Raw genomic sequence first — 12506 nt, 5'->3', positions numbered from 1 at the left:
TGGTGTCGCGATCGTACTATGTGGCAAGCGTGACAAAACCGCTCCGGCCGAGGTTATGCGCACCGGAGTTCGCAGCCGCGTGCCGCCGGTTCAGGTCCAGTCCGCCAGGCCCTCGCGCCGATAGGTTTCCTGAAACGCGGGGCGCGCTTTCATACGCTGCGCATGCGCTTTGAGGGCCGGCCAGGTGTCGCTCGGCCGCGGCATGTTGCGCGACCAGCGCATCATCATGGTCAGCATGAAATCGGCAGCCGACAGCGTGTTCCCGAGCAGGTAGGGCCCGCCCGCCTGCAGATGCGCATCGACCTGGGCCCAGGCGGTTTCCACCTTCTCGCGTGCCTGCGCCTGCGCGCTGTCGGCATGGACTGCGCCGGCCGGTTCGTGCGGGTAGAACCAGGCGCGGTAGGCCGGCTGCAGGGTATTGGCGCAGAAGAACATCCACTTGTAATAGGCCGCACGCTCCGGGGTGCCCACCGGCGGTGCCAGCCCGGCCTGCGGATAAAGGTCGGCCAGGTGCAGCACGATCGCTGCCGCCTCGGTCAGGACCTGTCCATCCAGCACCAGGGTCGGCACCACGCCGGCGGGATTGAGTGCCAGGTAATCGGCTTGTTTATGCTCGCCGCGCTCGAAATCCAGTGGATGCAGCACGTGGGCAACATCCAGTTCGATCAGCAGCCAATGCACGACCAGGGCGGCGGTGCTGGGGGTGTGGTACAGCGTGGTAGTCATGCGGATTCCCGGGTGAGATGAGGTTAGCTGAGGTCACGAAACGAAGGGGAGATCGTCGGGCAGGCGGTGCCGGCGTCCGCCGTCGGTGCGATTGGTCCATTCAAGGCGCTACTTGCGCGCCGTCCACGCGCACACGACAGCCGCCTGCGTTGTTCATTGGCCGCTGTTGTCGGTACAGGCACGCAGGCAGGCAAGCTTGCGCGGTTCGCAGCGGCTGTCGTCGCTCTGCTGGCTGCAATCGAAGACCTGCGCCATGCAGTTGGCCCGCTGCGCCGGGTTTTGCGCGTCGTCGCAGCGCTTTCCCCGTGGCGCTATCGACGCGCTGCAGCTGCTCTCGCTTGGTCGGTTGGCGCGACACTGCCTGGCACTGTCGTTGCATTGGGTGATGCAACGTTCGCCCGCCGTCGGCCCGCTGAAGCGTGTCGAGGTTGCACTCGGTTCGAGCGGCGTGGGTTCGGCGAACGGCACCGGTGCGGTGGGCGGCGGCGCGTAGTTGCCCGAAGGAAACAGCACCGTGGACGCGGCCTTTTGCTGCGCGGCTGCGTCAACACTGGCGCACATCGCCATGATCAGGCACAGACCTCGGAGCATTCCTGTTCTCCCGGGACATCGGCAATCGAAGGTCGAGCATAGCCGCTTCCGGCCTGGCGGTACGCCTGCGGTGATGGCGAAAGCGGCGTCATGCGCGCTGCGTGCGCATCGATGCGCACGCAGCGTTACACACACATGATCGCCACGACAGTCAGCTCCAGGCGAGGGCATGCTGGCGGAAGCGGCAATGCGGTGCGCATGACCGCTTCCTGAGGGTGCTTACTCGACCACGACCGGAATCTTGCCGATCCGCGACTGCCACAGCCGCGGGCCAGTCTTGTGCACCGACTCGCCGCTGGAGTCCACCGCGACGGTGACCGGCATGTCCTTGACTTCGAACTCGTAGATCGCCTCCATGCCGAGGTCTTCGAACGCGAGCACGCGCGCGGCCTTGATCGCCTTGGATACCAGATACGCCGAACCGCCGACCGCCATCAGGTACACGGCCTTGTTGTCGCGGATCGCATCGATGGCGGCGTCGCCGCGCTCGGACTTGCCGACCATGCCCAGCAACCCGGTCTGTTCGAGCATCTGGCGGGTGAACTTGTCCATGCGGGTGGCTGTGGTCGGGCCGGCCGGGCCCACCACTTCGTCGCGCACCGGGTCGACCGGGCCGACGTAGTAGATGAAGCGGTTGGTGAAATCCACCGGCAGCGATTCGCCGCGGTTGAGCATGTCGATCATGCGCTTGTGCGCGGCGTCGCGGCCGGTCAGCAGCTTGCCGTTGAGCAGGATCACCTCGCCCGGCTTGAAGCTGGCGACCTCGTCGCGGGTGATGGTGTCCAGGTTCACCCGGCGCGCATTGGTCGGGTTGTAGGTGAGCTTGGGCCAGTCTTCCAGCGACGGCGGGTCCAGCATCACCGGGCCGCTGCCGTCCAGGGTGAAATGCGCGTGGCGGGTGGCCGCGCAGTTGGGGATCAGCGCCACCGGCAGGTTGGCGGCATGGGTCGGGTAATCCTTGACCTTGATGTCCAGCACGGTGGTCAGGCCGCCGAGGCCTTGCGCGCCGATGCCGAGCGCGTTGACCTTTTCGTACAACTCCAGGCGCAGCTCTTCGGCGCGGTTGGAGGCACCACGCGCCTGCAGGTCGACGATGTCAATCGGTTCCATCAGCGCCTCCTTGGCCAGCAGCATCGCCTTTTCGGCGGTGCCGCCGATGCCGATGCCCAGCATGCCCGGCGGGCACCAGCCGGCGCCCATGGTCGGCACGGTCTTGAGCACCCAATCGACGATGGAATCGGACGGATTGAGCATGGCGAACTTGCTCTTGGCCTCCGAACCGCCGCCCTTGGCCGCGACGATCACCTCGACATGGTGGCCGGGCACGATCTTGGTGTTGACCACCGCCGGGGTGTTGTCTCGGGTATTGGTGCGCTTGCCGGCCGGGTCGGCCAGCACGCTGGCGCGCAGCTTGTTGTCCGGATGGTTGTAGGCACGGCGCACGCCTTCGTTGACCATGTCTTCCACGCCCATGGTGGCGTCGTCCCAGCGCACGTGCATGCCGATGTCCAGGAACACGGTGACGATGCCGGTGTCCTGGCAGATCGGGCGGTGGCCTTCGGCGCACATGCGCGAATTGATCAGGATCTGCGCAATGGCGTCCTTGGCGGCCGGCGATTCCTCGCGCTCATAGGCAGCGGACAGGTTCTTGATGTAGTCGACCGGGTGGTAGTAGCTGATGTACTGCAGCGCATCGGCGACGGACTGGATGAGGTCTTCCTGCTTGATCGAGGTCACGGCTGGCTCTACGGCTGGCGGGGGGCAATGCGGGCATTTTAGAGCAAACCGCGGGCGCGTCCGGGCGCGGCGTCTATCGCTGCGATTGACCGATGCAGCGGATGGCGCGCAGAACACGCCGCGGGGCCCCTGTCGGGATGATGGCAGTCGGCAGGCGGGCCGACTATCGCCGGGCAGCGGCTGGCGGCAATCTCGGCACCCCGATGGGTAAGTCTCTCCTGCAGGCGCTGCCTCCCTGCCCGATTGCCCGACACCCCGCGCCCACGTCGCGCGCGGCACACTAGTACGATGTCAGCTTCCCGTTCCGGCGCCACTGCGCCCGCTCCCCGTACCGGCCCTACCCTGCGCGAACGCCTGGATGCGCTGCGCAACCTGCCACCGTTCCTGCGCCAGATCTGGCAGACAAGCCGCTGGCTGAGCGCAAGCAGCATCGGCCTGCGCGTGCTGCGCGCGTTGATGCCGGTGGCCTCGCTGTATATCGGCAAATTGATCATCGACGAGGCGATCCACCTGGTCGGCCAGCCGCCGGCATTCGAGTCGTTCGCCCAGGCCTTGGGCAGCGGCCGTCTGAACCGCCTGCTGGAACTGCTGGCGCTGGAACTGGCGCTGGCGATCGGTTCGGACCTGCTCGGCCGGCTGGTCGGCTACGCCGATGCGCTGCTGTCGGAATTGTTCAACAACGCCGCCAGCGTGCGCCTGATGGAGCACGCCGCGCAGCTGGATCTGGAGGATTTCGAAGATCCCGACCGGCAGGACAAGCTGGATCGCGCGCGGCGCCAGACCATGAACCGCATGAACCTGATGAGCCAGCTGTTCGGCCAGGTGCAGGACGCCATCACCGTGATCAGCCTGGCGGTGGGCCTGGTGGTGTATGCGCCGTGGTTGATCGTGCTGCTGGCGGTGGCGCTGATCCCGGCCTTCATCGGCGAGGCGCACTTCAATGCGCTCGGCTATTCGCTCAACTTCCAGTGGACGCCGGAGCGGCGCCAGCTCGATTACCTGCGCCAGGTCGGCGCCAGCGTGGAGACGGCCAAGGAAGTCAAGATCCTCAACCTGCACCGCTTCCTGATCGCGCGCTACCGCCGGCTGGCCGACAAGTTCTTCCAGGCCAACCGCGCACTGGCGCGCAAGCGTGCGTTGTGGGGTGCGCTGCTGGCAGCGCTGGGCACGCTGGGCTACTACATGGCCTATGGCTACATCGCCTGGCGCACGGTGCGCGGCGATTTCAGCATCGGCGACCTCACCTTCCTGGCCGGCAGTTTCCTGCGTCTGCGCCAGTTGCTGGAAGGCCTGCTGATCGGGTTTTCGCAAGTCGCCGGCCAGGCCTTGTATCTGGACGATCTGTATTCGTTCTTCAACATCGTGCCGGAGATCCGCTCGCGCCCGAACGCCTTGCCGGTGCCGCGCCCGATCCGCCAGGGCTTCGTGTTCGAGGACGTGGGCTTCCGCTACCCGGATGCCGAGCAGTGGACGGTGCGGCATCTGGATTTCGAACTGCGCGCCGGCGAAGTGCTGGCGCTGGTCGGCGAAAACGGCGCCGGCAAGACCACCCTGGTCAAGCTGCTGGCGCGGCTGTACGACCCAGACGAAGGCCGCATCCTGCTCGATGGCCACGACCTGCGCGATTACGACCTGGACGATGTGCGCGCCAACCTGGGGGTGATCTTCCAGGATTTCGTGCGCTATCACCTGAGCGTGGGCGAGAACATCGGCGTGGGTCAGGTCGAGGCAATGGACGATGCGCCGCGCATCCGTGCGGCTGCGCAGCGCGCGATGGCCAGCGAGCTGATCGACAGCCTGCCCGAGCGCTACGAGCAGCTGATCGGACGCCGTTTCAAGAACAGCGTGGATCTGTCCGGGGGCCAGTGGCAGAAGATCGCGATTGCGCGCGCCTACATGCGCGACGCGCAGCTGATGATCCTGGACGAACCGACCGCCGCGCTGGACGCACGCAGCGAATTCGAGGTGTTCCAGCGCTTCAAGGAACTGTCGGACAACCGCACCGCGGTACTGATCTCGCACCGCTTTTCCAGCGTGCGCATGGCCGACCGCATCCTGGTGCTGGCCGCGGGCCGCATCGAAGCGGCCGGCACCCATGCCGAGCTGATGGCGCAGGGCGGGCGTTATGCGGAGCTGTTCGAGCTGCAGGCGGCCGGGTATCGGTGAGGCGGGGAATCGGGAGTCGGGAATGGGGAATCGTTAGAAGCGGCTTCGCGGCGGCTGATAGGTACTGAACCTCCCGATCCTGGAGACGCCCACATCTTTCGGCGCTGCACCCAATTCCCGATTCCCGACTCTCCATTCCCAGCCAAATGAGAGTTCATCTCATTTGGCTGGCTTGAGGTAGAATTGCTGGGTACTCCTCCCACGACACTCACCGGTATGTCTTCCGCTTTCGGCGCCGAAACGGTGCTTGAGGTCCGTCACTGGACCGATGCCTACTTCAGCTTCACCACCACCCGCGATGCCGGTTTCCGTTTCGAGAACGGGCAGTTCGTGATGATCGGGCTGGAGACCGAAACGCGCCCGCTGCTGCGTGCGTATTCGATCGCCAGCGCCAATTGGGAAGAACATCTGGAGTTCTTCAGCATCAAGGTGCCGGACGGCCCGTTGACCTCGCGCCTGCAGCACATCCAGCCGGGCGACAAGGTGCTGGTCGGCAAGAAGCCCACCGGCACGCTGCTGATCAGCGACCTGCATCCGGGCCGCAACCTGTACCTGCTGGGCACCGGCACCGGCCTGGCGCCGTGGCTGTCGATCATCAAGGACCCGGAAACCTACGAGCGTTTCGACAAGGTGATCCTGACCCAGGGCGTGCGCTTCGTTCAGGATCTGGCCTACCGCGACTACTTCGAACGCGAGCTGCCGCAGCACGAATTCCTTGGCGACCTGCTGCGCGACAAGCTGCTGTACTACCCGGCGGTGACCCGCGAAACCTTCGCCAACCAGGGCCGCCTGACCGAGCTGATGGCCGATGGCCGCATGCAGCAGACGCTGGGCCTGCCGACCCTGGATCCGGCCAACGACCGCTTCATGATCTGCGGCAGCCCGCAGATGCTGGCCGATCTGCGTACCCTGCTGGACGCCCGCGGGTTCCAGACCTCGCCGCGCATCGGTACGCCGGGGCATTACGTGTTCGAGCGCGCGTTCGTCGAGAAGTGATGCGACGCGCGTGAGACGTCAGCGCGATGCGGCGTTTACGCAGCCGCGACGCCGGCATGCACTGTCGTAGGAGCGCACCCGGGCGCGATGAAGCGTTCCCGGTAATGCCTCATCGCGCCCAGGTGCGCTCCTACGGTTCAACTAACGCGCGCTCGATGTCGGCGGCCAACGCTTCCGGCTTGGTGGTTGGCGCATAGCGCTCCAGCACGTGGCCGTCGCGGCCGATCAGGAACTTGGTGAAATTCCACTTGACCGCCTCGGACCCGAGCACGCCGCGCTGTTCGCGCTTGAGCCATTGCCACAGCGGATGCGCTCCGTTGCCGTTGACCTCGATCTTCGACGACAGCGGAAAATCCACTGCGTAATCCAGCGAACAAAACTGGCGGATCTGCGCCGCATCGCCAGGTTCCTGGTGCCCGAACTGATCGCATGGAAAGCCGATCACCACCAACCCACGTTCGCGATACCGCTGCCACAGCGCCTGCAAGCCCGCGTACTGCGGGGTAAACCCACATTTGGACGCGACATTGACCACCAACACCACGCTGCCGACGTAGTCGCGCATCGATTGGGTGCGACCGTCCAGGTCGGTGAATTCAAACGTGGCAAGGTCGCTCATGGCGTGCTCGGATGCGCAGGGAAGCGGCAGCGTAGCGCAGCTGTGGCTGTGCAGCACGGCAGCGGCACGGCCGGCTGGGGCTTCCTTGAAAGTGCGAAGCACGGCGCCGCGATGGCGGGGCCGTCCACATGTGTCGGTTTTTCAGAAGATCCGCCTCGGCGCCCGGAGCTGTCACGCCAGACAACGCCGGCGAGCGAACACAGCCCCCAGCACGTCATCGCCGGACCAGCACAGGTCCGCACCGCGTTACGGCGCGTGCATGCTGATTGCCGCCCCCCGCACAGCGCCCAGGCGAGCGCGGTCCGGCGGCGCCAACCAGGCAGCGAACCCGCCATCACGTCGACCGGCCAGCGGGCTCAAGCCGGCCGCGCCCGTCAGTGACTGAGCAATGGCCCTGCCGGCCATGCCTTTTGTCACACGCCTGTCCTGCCCGGCTGGGGTAGCCTCGGCGGTTCGCACTTTGGAGCCACCCTCTTGACCACCCGCCTTGCCTTTGCCCTGGCCGCTTCCCTGGGACTTGCCATGCCGTCCTACAGCATCGCCGCCCCCGCCACCACGCAGGCCGCCACCCAGGCCAACCCCTTCTTTGCCGACAGCACGCTGCCGCTGCATTACCCGCAGTTCGACAGGATCACCGACAGCGACTTCGCACCCGCCTTCGATGCCGGCATGGCCGAGCAACTGAAGGAAGTGGACAAGATCGCCAACCAGAAAGCCAAGCCGAGCTTCGACAACACCCTCATCGCGCTGGAAAAGAGCGGCGCCACGCTCGACCGCGCCACCACGGTGTTCTTCAACCTGGTCGGTGCCGACACCAACGACGCACGCAAGAAGTTGCAGGCCGACTATTCGGCGAAGTTCGCTGCGCACCGCGATGCGATTTCGCTCAACGGCAAGCTGTTCGCGCGCATCCAGAGCCTGTACGACCAACGCACCAAGCTGGGCCTGGACGCGCAAGGCGTGCGCCTGGTCGAGAAGTACTACAGCGATTTTGTGCGCGATGGCGCCAAGCTGTCGGACGCGGACAAGACCACGCTCAAGGCGATGAACGCCGAACTGGCCAACCTGGGCACCACCTTCAGCCAGAACGTGCTGGCCGAGGTGAATGCCGCTGCGGTGGTCGTCGATGACGTCAAGCAGCTCGACGGGCTGTCCGAGGAGCAGATTGCCGCTGCCGCCGAAGCCGCCAAGGCGCGCAAGCTCGACGGCAAGTATGTGATCGCACTGCTCAACACCACCGGCCAGCCACCGCTGACCCAGTTGAAGAACCGCGAGCTGCGCAAGAAGATCTACGACGCGTCGGTGTCGCGCGGCAGCCATGGCGGCCAGTACGACAACACCGCGCTGGTGTCGCGCATCATGAAGCTGCGTGCCGACAAGGCCAAGCTGCTCGGCTTCCCCACGTATGCCGCCTACTCGCTGGAAAACCAGACCGCCAAGACGCCCGAAGCGGTCAACGCGATGCTCGGCAAGCTGGCACCGGCCGCAGTGGCCAACGCCAAGCGCGAAGCCGCCGATCTGCAGGCGATGATCGACAAGGAACAGAAGGCCGCGCGCAAGCCGACCTTCAAACTGGAAGCCTGGGATTGGGCCTACTACAGCGAGAAGGTGCGCCAAGCCAAGTACAACTTCGACGAGTCGCAGCTCAAGCCGTATTTCGAGCTGAAGAACGTGCTGGAAAACGGCGTGTTCTATGCGGCCAACCAGGAATACGGCCTGACCTTCAAGCAGCGCACCGACCTGCCCACCTACCGCGACGACATCACCGTCTATGACGTATTCGATGCCGACGGCAAGCAGCTGGCGATCTTCATTGCCGACATGTATGCGCGCGAATCCAAGCGTGGTGGCGCCTGGATGAACTCCTACGTGTCGCAGTCCGAGCTGACCGGGTTCAAGCCGGTGGTGGCCAACCACCTCAACATTCCCAAGCCGCCGGCCGGCCAGCCGACCCTGCTGACCTGGGACGAGGTGACCACCATGTTCCATGAGTTCGGGCATGCGCTGCACGGCATGTTCTCCGACGTCAAATACCCGTATTTCTCCGGCACCAGCGTGCCGCGCGACTTCGTCGAGTTTCCCTCGCAGGTCAACGAGATGTGGGCCGACGAGTCGTCAATCCTGAAGAACTACGCCAAGCATTATCAGAACGGCACGCCGATGCCGCAGGCGCTGCTGGACAAGGTGATCGCCGCCTCCAAGTTCAACCAGGGCTTTGCCACCACCGAGTACCTGGGTGCGGCGATGCTGGACCAGAACTGGCATCAGGTCAGCGCCAACCAGGTGCCGGACGCCGCCGGCGTGATGGCATTCGAGGCCAAGGCCCTGCAGCAGGACGGTATCGCCTATCCGCCGGTGCCGCCGCGCTACAAGACCCCGTATTTCAGCCACATCATGGGCGGCTATGCGGCGGGCTACTACGCCTACATCTGGTCGGAAGTGCTCGATGCCAACACCCAGCAGTGGTTCAAGCAGCACGGCGGACTGAGCCGCGCCAACGGCGATCGCTTCCGCAAGACCCTGCTCTCGCGCGGCGGCAGCGTGGATGCGATGGAGCTGTTCCAGAACTTTGCCGGCCATGCACCGCAGATCGAGCCACTGCTCGAAAAGCGTGGCCTGAGCGCGCAAGGCGGCGATGGCGCCACCCCGGAAGCGCCGCAGTCCAAGCCGTAATGGCCGCTGCATAGGCAACGACGCCGCCCGGAGCGATCCGGGCGGCGTTGTCGTTTCAGGCGATGTCGGGTGCGAACGCTACGCTGCCTGATCAGAGCTCGACTGCGTCCACTCCATCGAGCAACTTCTTCAACAGCTTTTCCAGGCGTACCTGTTCGGGTTCGCTCATGCCTGCGGTTTCTGCATGCAACAACGTACATGCGTCGGGCAGCAGGCTCTCGATCAGCGCCAGGCCTGCCGGCTGCAGGGTCAGCACGATCTTGCGTCGATCGTCCGGGCTGCTGCCGCGCGCGATCAATCCCTTCTCGCACAGCTGGTCGGTCAGGCGCGTGATGTTGGCAGGCTTTTCGCTGGCCGCCTCGGCCACTTCGGTCGGTGTGATCGCCTGCTCCGGCGTGCCGTACAACATCATCAGGATCTCGTATTCCGGCGGACTGATCCCATAGGGCTTGAGCCGCACGCAACTCTGCGTGTGCAGGCGCTTGTAGAGATGCTTGATCAACCTCACCAGGACAGCCGGCTCCCGCGGAAAGGCTGGATAGCGCGCGCAGGTGTGGTCCACGCGGTTCGCGGTTTGATCGAAACTGCTCATATCACCCGTTTGATTACATTACTGAATGGCCAGGCCATTCAATCACATCGCTTGCAGGGCAACGGCTCAGTGAGCGAAAAGATGTGCATATTCCGGCGCGACCCACGGCAAGAGTGTGGATGCAGCCACCTCGGCCGTTTGTGTGCCATCCGAATAAGGGCCGACCTGATACGGCGGAAACACGAAGCGCACTGCAGCGATCTGCCCGGTGGCATTCAACACCGGCACGAACTGCGCGAAGTTGTCCACCTGCGCGGCAGTGCCCTCGGCAATCATGCGATCGGCAGAGGCCACCTGCTCGGCCTGTTCTTCCACCGGTACACGATCGGCTTCCACGCGCTGGGTTGCGGCGGCGTGCAGCTGCGCCGCGACGTCGCGGCCGATCTTTTCCCAGCCCGCCGGATCGGGAACCATGGCCTGCGCCGTCAATTGCCTGCGCTCCTTGACCAACCACACGAAGCGGGCCACCAGGGGGTCGCCGTGTGCGCCGCCGGTGTAGCGGCTGCCATCGGCGGAGACGACGATCAGATCGGCCGTCTGCACGAGCGTTTCGAAAGCCAGCGACAACTCGTAAGGCGCTGCAGGCTTGTCGTTGCCCAAGCCGGACACCGCCTCCATCAACTCGCCGCGGGCGGCATTTGCATAGTTGCGGATCAGTGCGGTCAGTTCCGGGTACGCATCCAACCCGCGCGGGTAGCTGATGCCCACCATGTAGGCAGGCGTTTGCTCGATCACATCTTCCAGCGGGCCGCTCTGCACCAGCAAAGGCTCCTGCGCGGGCGTTGCGCTCGCGGCCGCATCGGCCGCCGGTTCGGCGAATTCGGGCGTGGCGGGTTCGCGCCGGGTACAACCCGCCAACAGCGCCAGCAACAGCAGGCCCCGTACACCATTCACTGCAAGCAACCGCCCCATTCCCACCTGCTCCCCTGATCGAACCATCTGCTGCCGGCACTCAGGCCAGCAGATCCTGAAATTGTTGATGCCGGCGGACGTACGCCGCGGCGTAGCTGCAGGCCGGCATCACCGTCAGCCCATGTTCGCGCGCGAAGTTCAAAGCGGCCTCGACCAGCGTGGCGGCAATGCCTCGCCCTGCGATCGCGTCCGGGACCAACGTGTGCGTAATGGTCATGCGCATGCCGTCGCGGTCATAGATCAGCTCGGCACGTTGTCCATCGGTGTCTACAACGAAGTGCTGCTGACCCGGTTCGTGTACGGCGTGCACTGTCGCTGCCTCCATCGTGGTCTGCGCCTGGCAGTAAGTGTTTGCCCAGTGTGACCAGCGCGACGCCGCGCCTGCGTGAAAATGAATCCACGCTGTGACCGCCCGCGCGGCCTGGCAAACCTGTTCTCAAGTTCGCTCAGGCAACGCCGATAGCTGACTCGAAGGCGCTCGCTGCAACCGGTCTCCGGCATGGCCAGCTCCCTCTTACCTACGAGGAGTCACCGCATGCACAACGATTCGGCCGGACACACCGCAGACAGCGACAGCTCGTTGCTCGAGGGCCTGTTCCAGTTCGCCATCACCGGCGACACCCATAACCCCGATTTCGCCCAGCTCAACGATACCGTCTACCAGCGCCTGCAGCAGGCCTATGGCGCGACCTCGGGTGCAGCGATCGGTAGCACCACCGATCAGGAACGCAACGCGGCCTAAAGGCCAGCGTCGCTGCATCTGGCGGGGCTGGCGACGCCATCGTGCCGGCCCTGGTGCCGTCCGCGGGATCCGCCGATTGGCACCGCTGAAACGTGCGTGGCCACCCCTGCCTGGCGGACGCCTCGCTGCCGCCGCCACTCAGCCAAAGCGCGGATTGGACAGCTGCTCCAGAAAGACCTGCCACACACGCGGCTCCATGATCAGCATGAACATCACCCCGAACGCTGCGCCGGCCAGGTGCGCGCTGTGGTTGATGCGGTCGCCGCCGCGGCGGTCCATCCACAGGCTGTAGCCCACATAGAACACCGCATAGATGATCGCCGGTGCCGGAATGAACAGCACCAGGATGATCGTCCACGGCTGCAGCAGGATGAAGGCGAACAACACCGCCGACACCGCACCGGACGCACCCAGACTCAAATAGTTGGGGTTGTGCTGGTTCTTCAGGTAGCTGGGCAGGATCGACACCACCAACGCGGCCAGATAGAACAGCGGATAAGTCAGCACGCTGCCGGTCAGCTGTGTCATCACGTTCTCGATCACCCGGCCGAAAAAGAACAGCGTGATCATGTTGAAGACCAGGTGGCCCAGGTCGGCATGAATGAAACCGTAGGTCACCAGCCGGTCGTACTGCCGGTTCTTGTCCAGCGCCGGCGGCCACAGGATCAGCCGGTCGGCCAGCTTGCGGTTGTTGAACGCCATCCACGAGACGATGCCGGTGATGGCGATCAGGATCAGGGTAATCATGCAGA

Annotated in this window: 12 protein-coding genes; 5 read left to right on the top strand and 7 right to left on the bottom strand. The window is 64.9% G+C overall.

The window, feature by feature from the left end; all coding sequences use genetic code 11:
* Positions 1 to 90 precede the first annotated feature (90 nt).
* Positions 91 to 726: a glutathione S-transferase family protein gene (locus ACCQ10_RS07550; protein WP_039403446.1), complete on the bottom strand. Its 636-nt coding sequence runs from the start codon at positions 724 to 726 to the stop codon at positions 91 to 93.
* Between the two features lie 196 nt (positions 727 to 922).
* Here ACCQ10_RS07550 and ACCQ10_RS07545 point away from each other — a divergent pair, with 196 nt between their 5' ends.
* On the top strand, positions 923 to 1219 hold the full coding sequence (locus ACCQ10_RS07545) for a hypothetical protein (RefSeq protein WP_372362669.1): 297 nt from the start codon (positions 923 to 925) through the stop codon (positions 1217 to 1219).
* Positions 1220 to 1536: 317 nt separating this feature from the next.
* Here the strand turns inward: ACCQ10_RS07545 and ACCQ10_RS07540 are convergent, their stop codons facing one another.
* Positions 1537 to 3054, bottom strand: a complete 1518-nt coding sequence (locus ACCQ10_RS07540; protein WP_372362668.1) for a fumarate hydratase — start codon at positions 3052 to 3054, stop codon at positions 1537 to 1539.
* A gap of 288 nt (positions 3055 to 3342) precedes the next feature.
* Here ACCQ10_RS07540 and ACCQ10_RS07535 point away from each other — a divergent pair, with 288 nt between their 5' ends.
* Positions 3343 to 5220: an ABC transporter ATP-binding protein gene (locus ACCQ10_RS07535; protein ID WP_372362667.1), complete on the top strand. Its 1878-nt coding sequence runs from the start codon at positions 3343 to 3345 to the stop codon at positions 5218 to 5220.
* Positions 5221 to 5436: 216 nt separating this feature from the next.
* Positions 5437 to 6216, top strand: a complete 780-nt coding sequence (locus ACCQ10_RS07530) for a ferredoxin--NADP reductase (RefSeq protein ID WP_039414483.1) — start codon at positions 5437 to 5439, stop codon at positions 6214 to 6216.
* A 130-nt stretch (positions 6217 to 6346) separates the two neighbouring features.
* Here the strand turns inward: ACCQ10_RS07530 and ACCQ10_RS07525 are convergent, their stop codons facing one another.
* Positions 6347 to 6835, bottom strand: a complete 489-nt coding sequence (locus tag ACCQ10_RS07525) for a glutathione peroxidase (protein ID WP_039414480.1) — start codon at positions 6833 to 6835, stop codon at positions 6347 to 6349.
* Positions 6836 to 7309: 474 nt separating this feature from the next.
* Here ACCQ10_RS07525 and ACCQ10_RS07520 point away from each other — a divergent pair, with 474 nt between their 5' ends.
* Positions 7310 to 9508, top strand: coding sequence for a M3 family metallopeptidase (locus ACCQ10_RS07520; RefSeq protein WP_372362666.1), 2199 nt, complete (start codon positions 7310 to 7312; stop codon positions 9506 to 9508).
* Positions 9509 to 9599: 91 nt separating this feature from the next.
* On the opposite strand, the gene ACCQ10_RS07515 is transcribed toward ACCQ10_RS07520, so the two are convergent.
* The 3 genes from ACCQ10_RS07515 to ACCQ10_RS07505 all read right to left on the bottom strand — a co-directional run bounded on the left by ACCQ10_RS07515 (position 9600) and on the right by ACCQ10_RS07505 (position 11337).
* On the bottom strand, positions 9600 to 10100 hold the full coding sequence (locus ACCQ10_RS07515) for a MarR family winged helix-turn-helix transcriptional regulator (protein ID WP_104579979.1): 501 nt from the start codon (positions 10098 to 10100) through the stop codon (positions 9600 to 9602).
* A gap of 66 nt (positions 10101 to 10166) precedes the next feature.
* Positions 10167 to 11012, bottom strand: a complete 846-nt coding sequence (locus ACCQ10_RS07510) for a DUF3298 and DUF4163 domain-containing protein (RefSeq protein ID WP_372362665.1) — start codon at positions 11010 to 11012, stop codon at positions 10167 to 10169.
* A gap of 40 nt (positions 11013 to 11052) precedes the next feature.
* The gene (locus tag ACCQ10_RS07505; RefSeq protein WP_372362664.1) at positions 11053 to 11337 is read right to left on the bottom strand and encodes a GNAT family N-acetyltransferase; all 285 of its coding nucleotides are present in this window, start codon (positions 11335 to 11337) and stop codon (positions 11053 to 11055) included.
* Between the two features lie 210 nt (positions 11338 to 11547).
* Here ACCQ10_RS07505 and ACCQ10_RS07500 point away from each other — a divergent pair, with 210 nt between their 5' ends.
* Entirely contained in the window at positions 11548 to 11754 is a 207-nt protein-coding gene (locus ACCQ10_RS07500; protein ID WP_039414464.1) for a hypothetical protein, read from the top strand.
* A 138-nt stretch (positions 11755 to 11892) separates the two neighbouring features.
* Here the strand turns inward: ACCQ10_RS07500 and ACCQ10_RS07495 are convergent, their stop codons facing one another.
* Positions 11893 to 12501: a rhomboid family intramembrane serine protease gene (locus ACCQ10_RS07495; protein WP_039414461.1), complete on the bottom strand. Its 609-nt coding sequence runs from the start codon at positions 12499 to 12501 to the stop codon at positions 11893 to 11895.
* Positions 12502 to 12506 lie beyond the last annotated feature (5 nt).

It is taken from the genome of Xanthomonas sp. NCPPB 1325, from assembly GCF_041477645.2.
Classification (GTDB): Bacteria; Pseudomonadota; Gammaproteobacteria; order Xanthomonadales; family Xanthomonadaceae; genus Xanthomonas; species Xanthomonas cannabis.
Note: the sequence above shows the minus strand (reverse complement) of the source record. Positions and strands in the feature narration are given on the sequence as shown.

Excerpts from the sequence above, each read along its gene's own strand:
- ACCQ10_RS07505 (WP_372362664.1), bottom strand. The coding sequence starts at position 11,337 with ATGGAGGCAGCGACAGTGCACGCCGTACACGAACCGGGTCAGCAGCAC.
- ACCQ10_RS07495 (WP_039414461.1), bottom strand. The coding sequence starts at position 12,501 with ATGATTACCCTGATCCTGATCGCCATCACCGGCATCGTCTCGTGGATG.
- ACCQ10_RS07510 (WP_372362665.1), bottom strand. The coding sequence starts at position 11,012 with ATGGGGCGGTTGCTTGCAGTGAATGGTGTACGGGGCCTGCTGTTGCTG.
- ACCQ10_RS07550 (WP_039403446.1), bottom strand. The coding sequence starts at position 726 with ATGACTACCACGCTGTACCACACCCCCAGCACCGCCGCCCTGGTCGTG.
- ACCQ10_RS07525 (WP_039414480.1), bottom strand. The coding sequence starts at position 6,835 with ATGAGCGACCTTGCCACGTTTGAATTCACCGACCTGGACGGTCGCACC.
- ACCQ10_RS07530 (WP_039414483.1), top strand. The coding sequence starts at position 5,437 with ATGTCTTCCGCTTTCGGCGCCGAAACGGTGCTTGAGGTCCGTCACTGG.
- ACCQ10_RS07515 (WP_104579979.1), bottom strand. The coding sequence starts at position 10,100 with ATGAGCAGTTTCGATCAAACCGCGAACCGCGTGGACCACACCTGCGCG.
- ACCQ10_RS07500 (WP_039414464.1), top strand. The coding sequence starts at position 11,548 with ATGCACAACGATTCGGCCGGACACACCGCAGACAGCGACAGCTCGTTG.
- ACCQ10_RS07535 (WP_372362667.1), top strand. The coding sequence starts at position 3,343 with ATGTCAGCTTCCCGTTCCGGCGCCACTGCGCCCGCTCCCCGTACCGGC.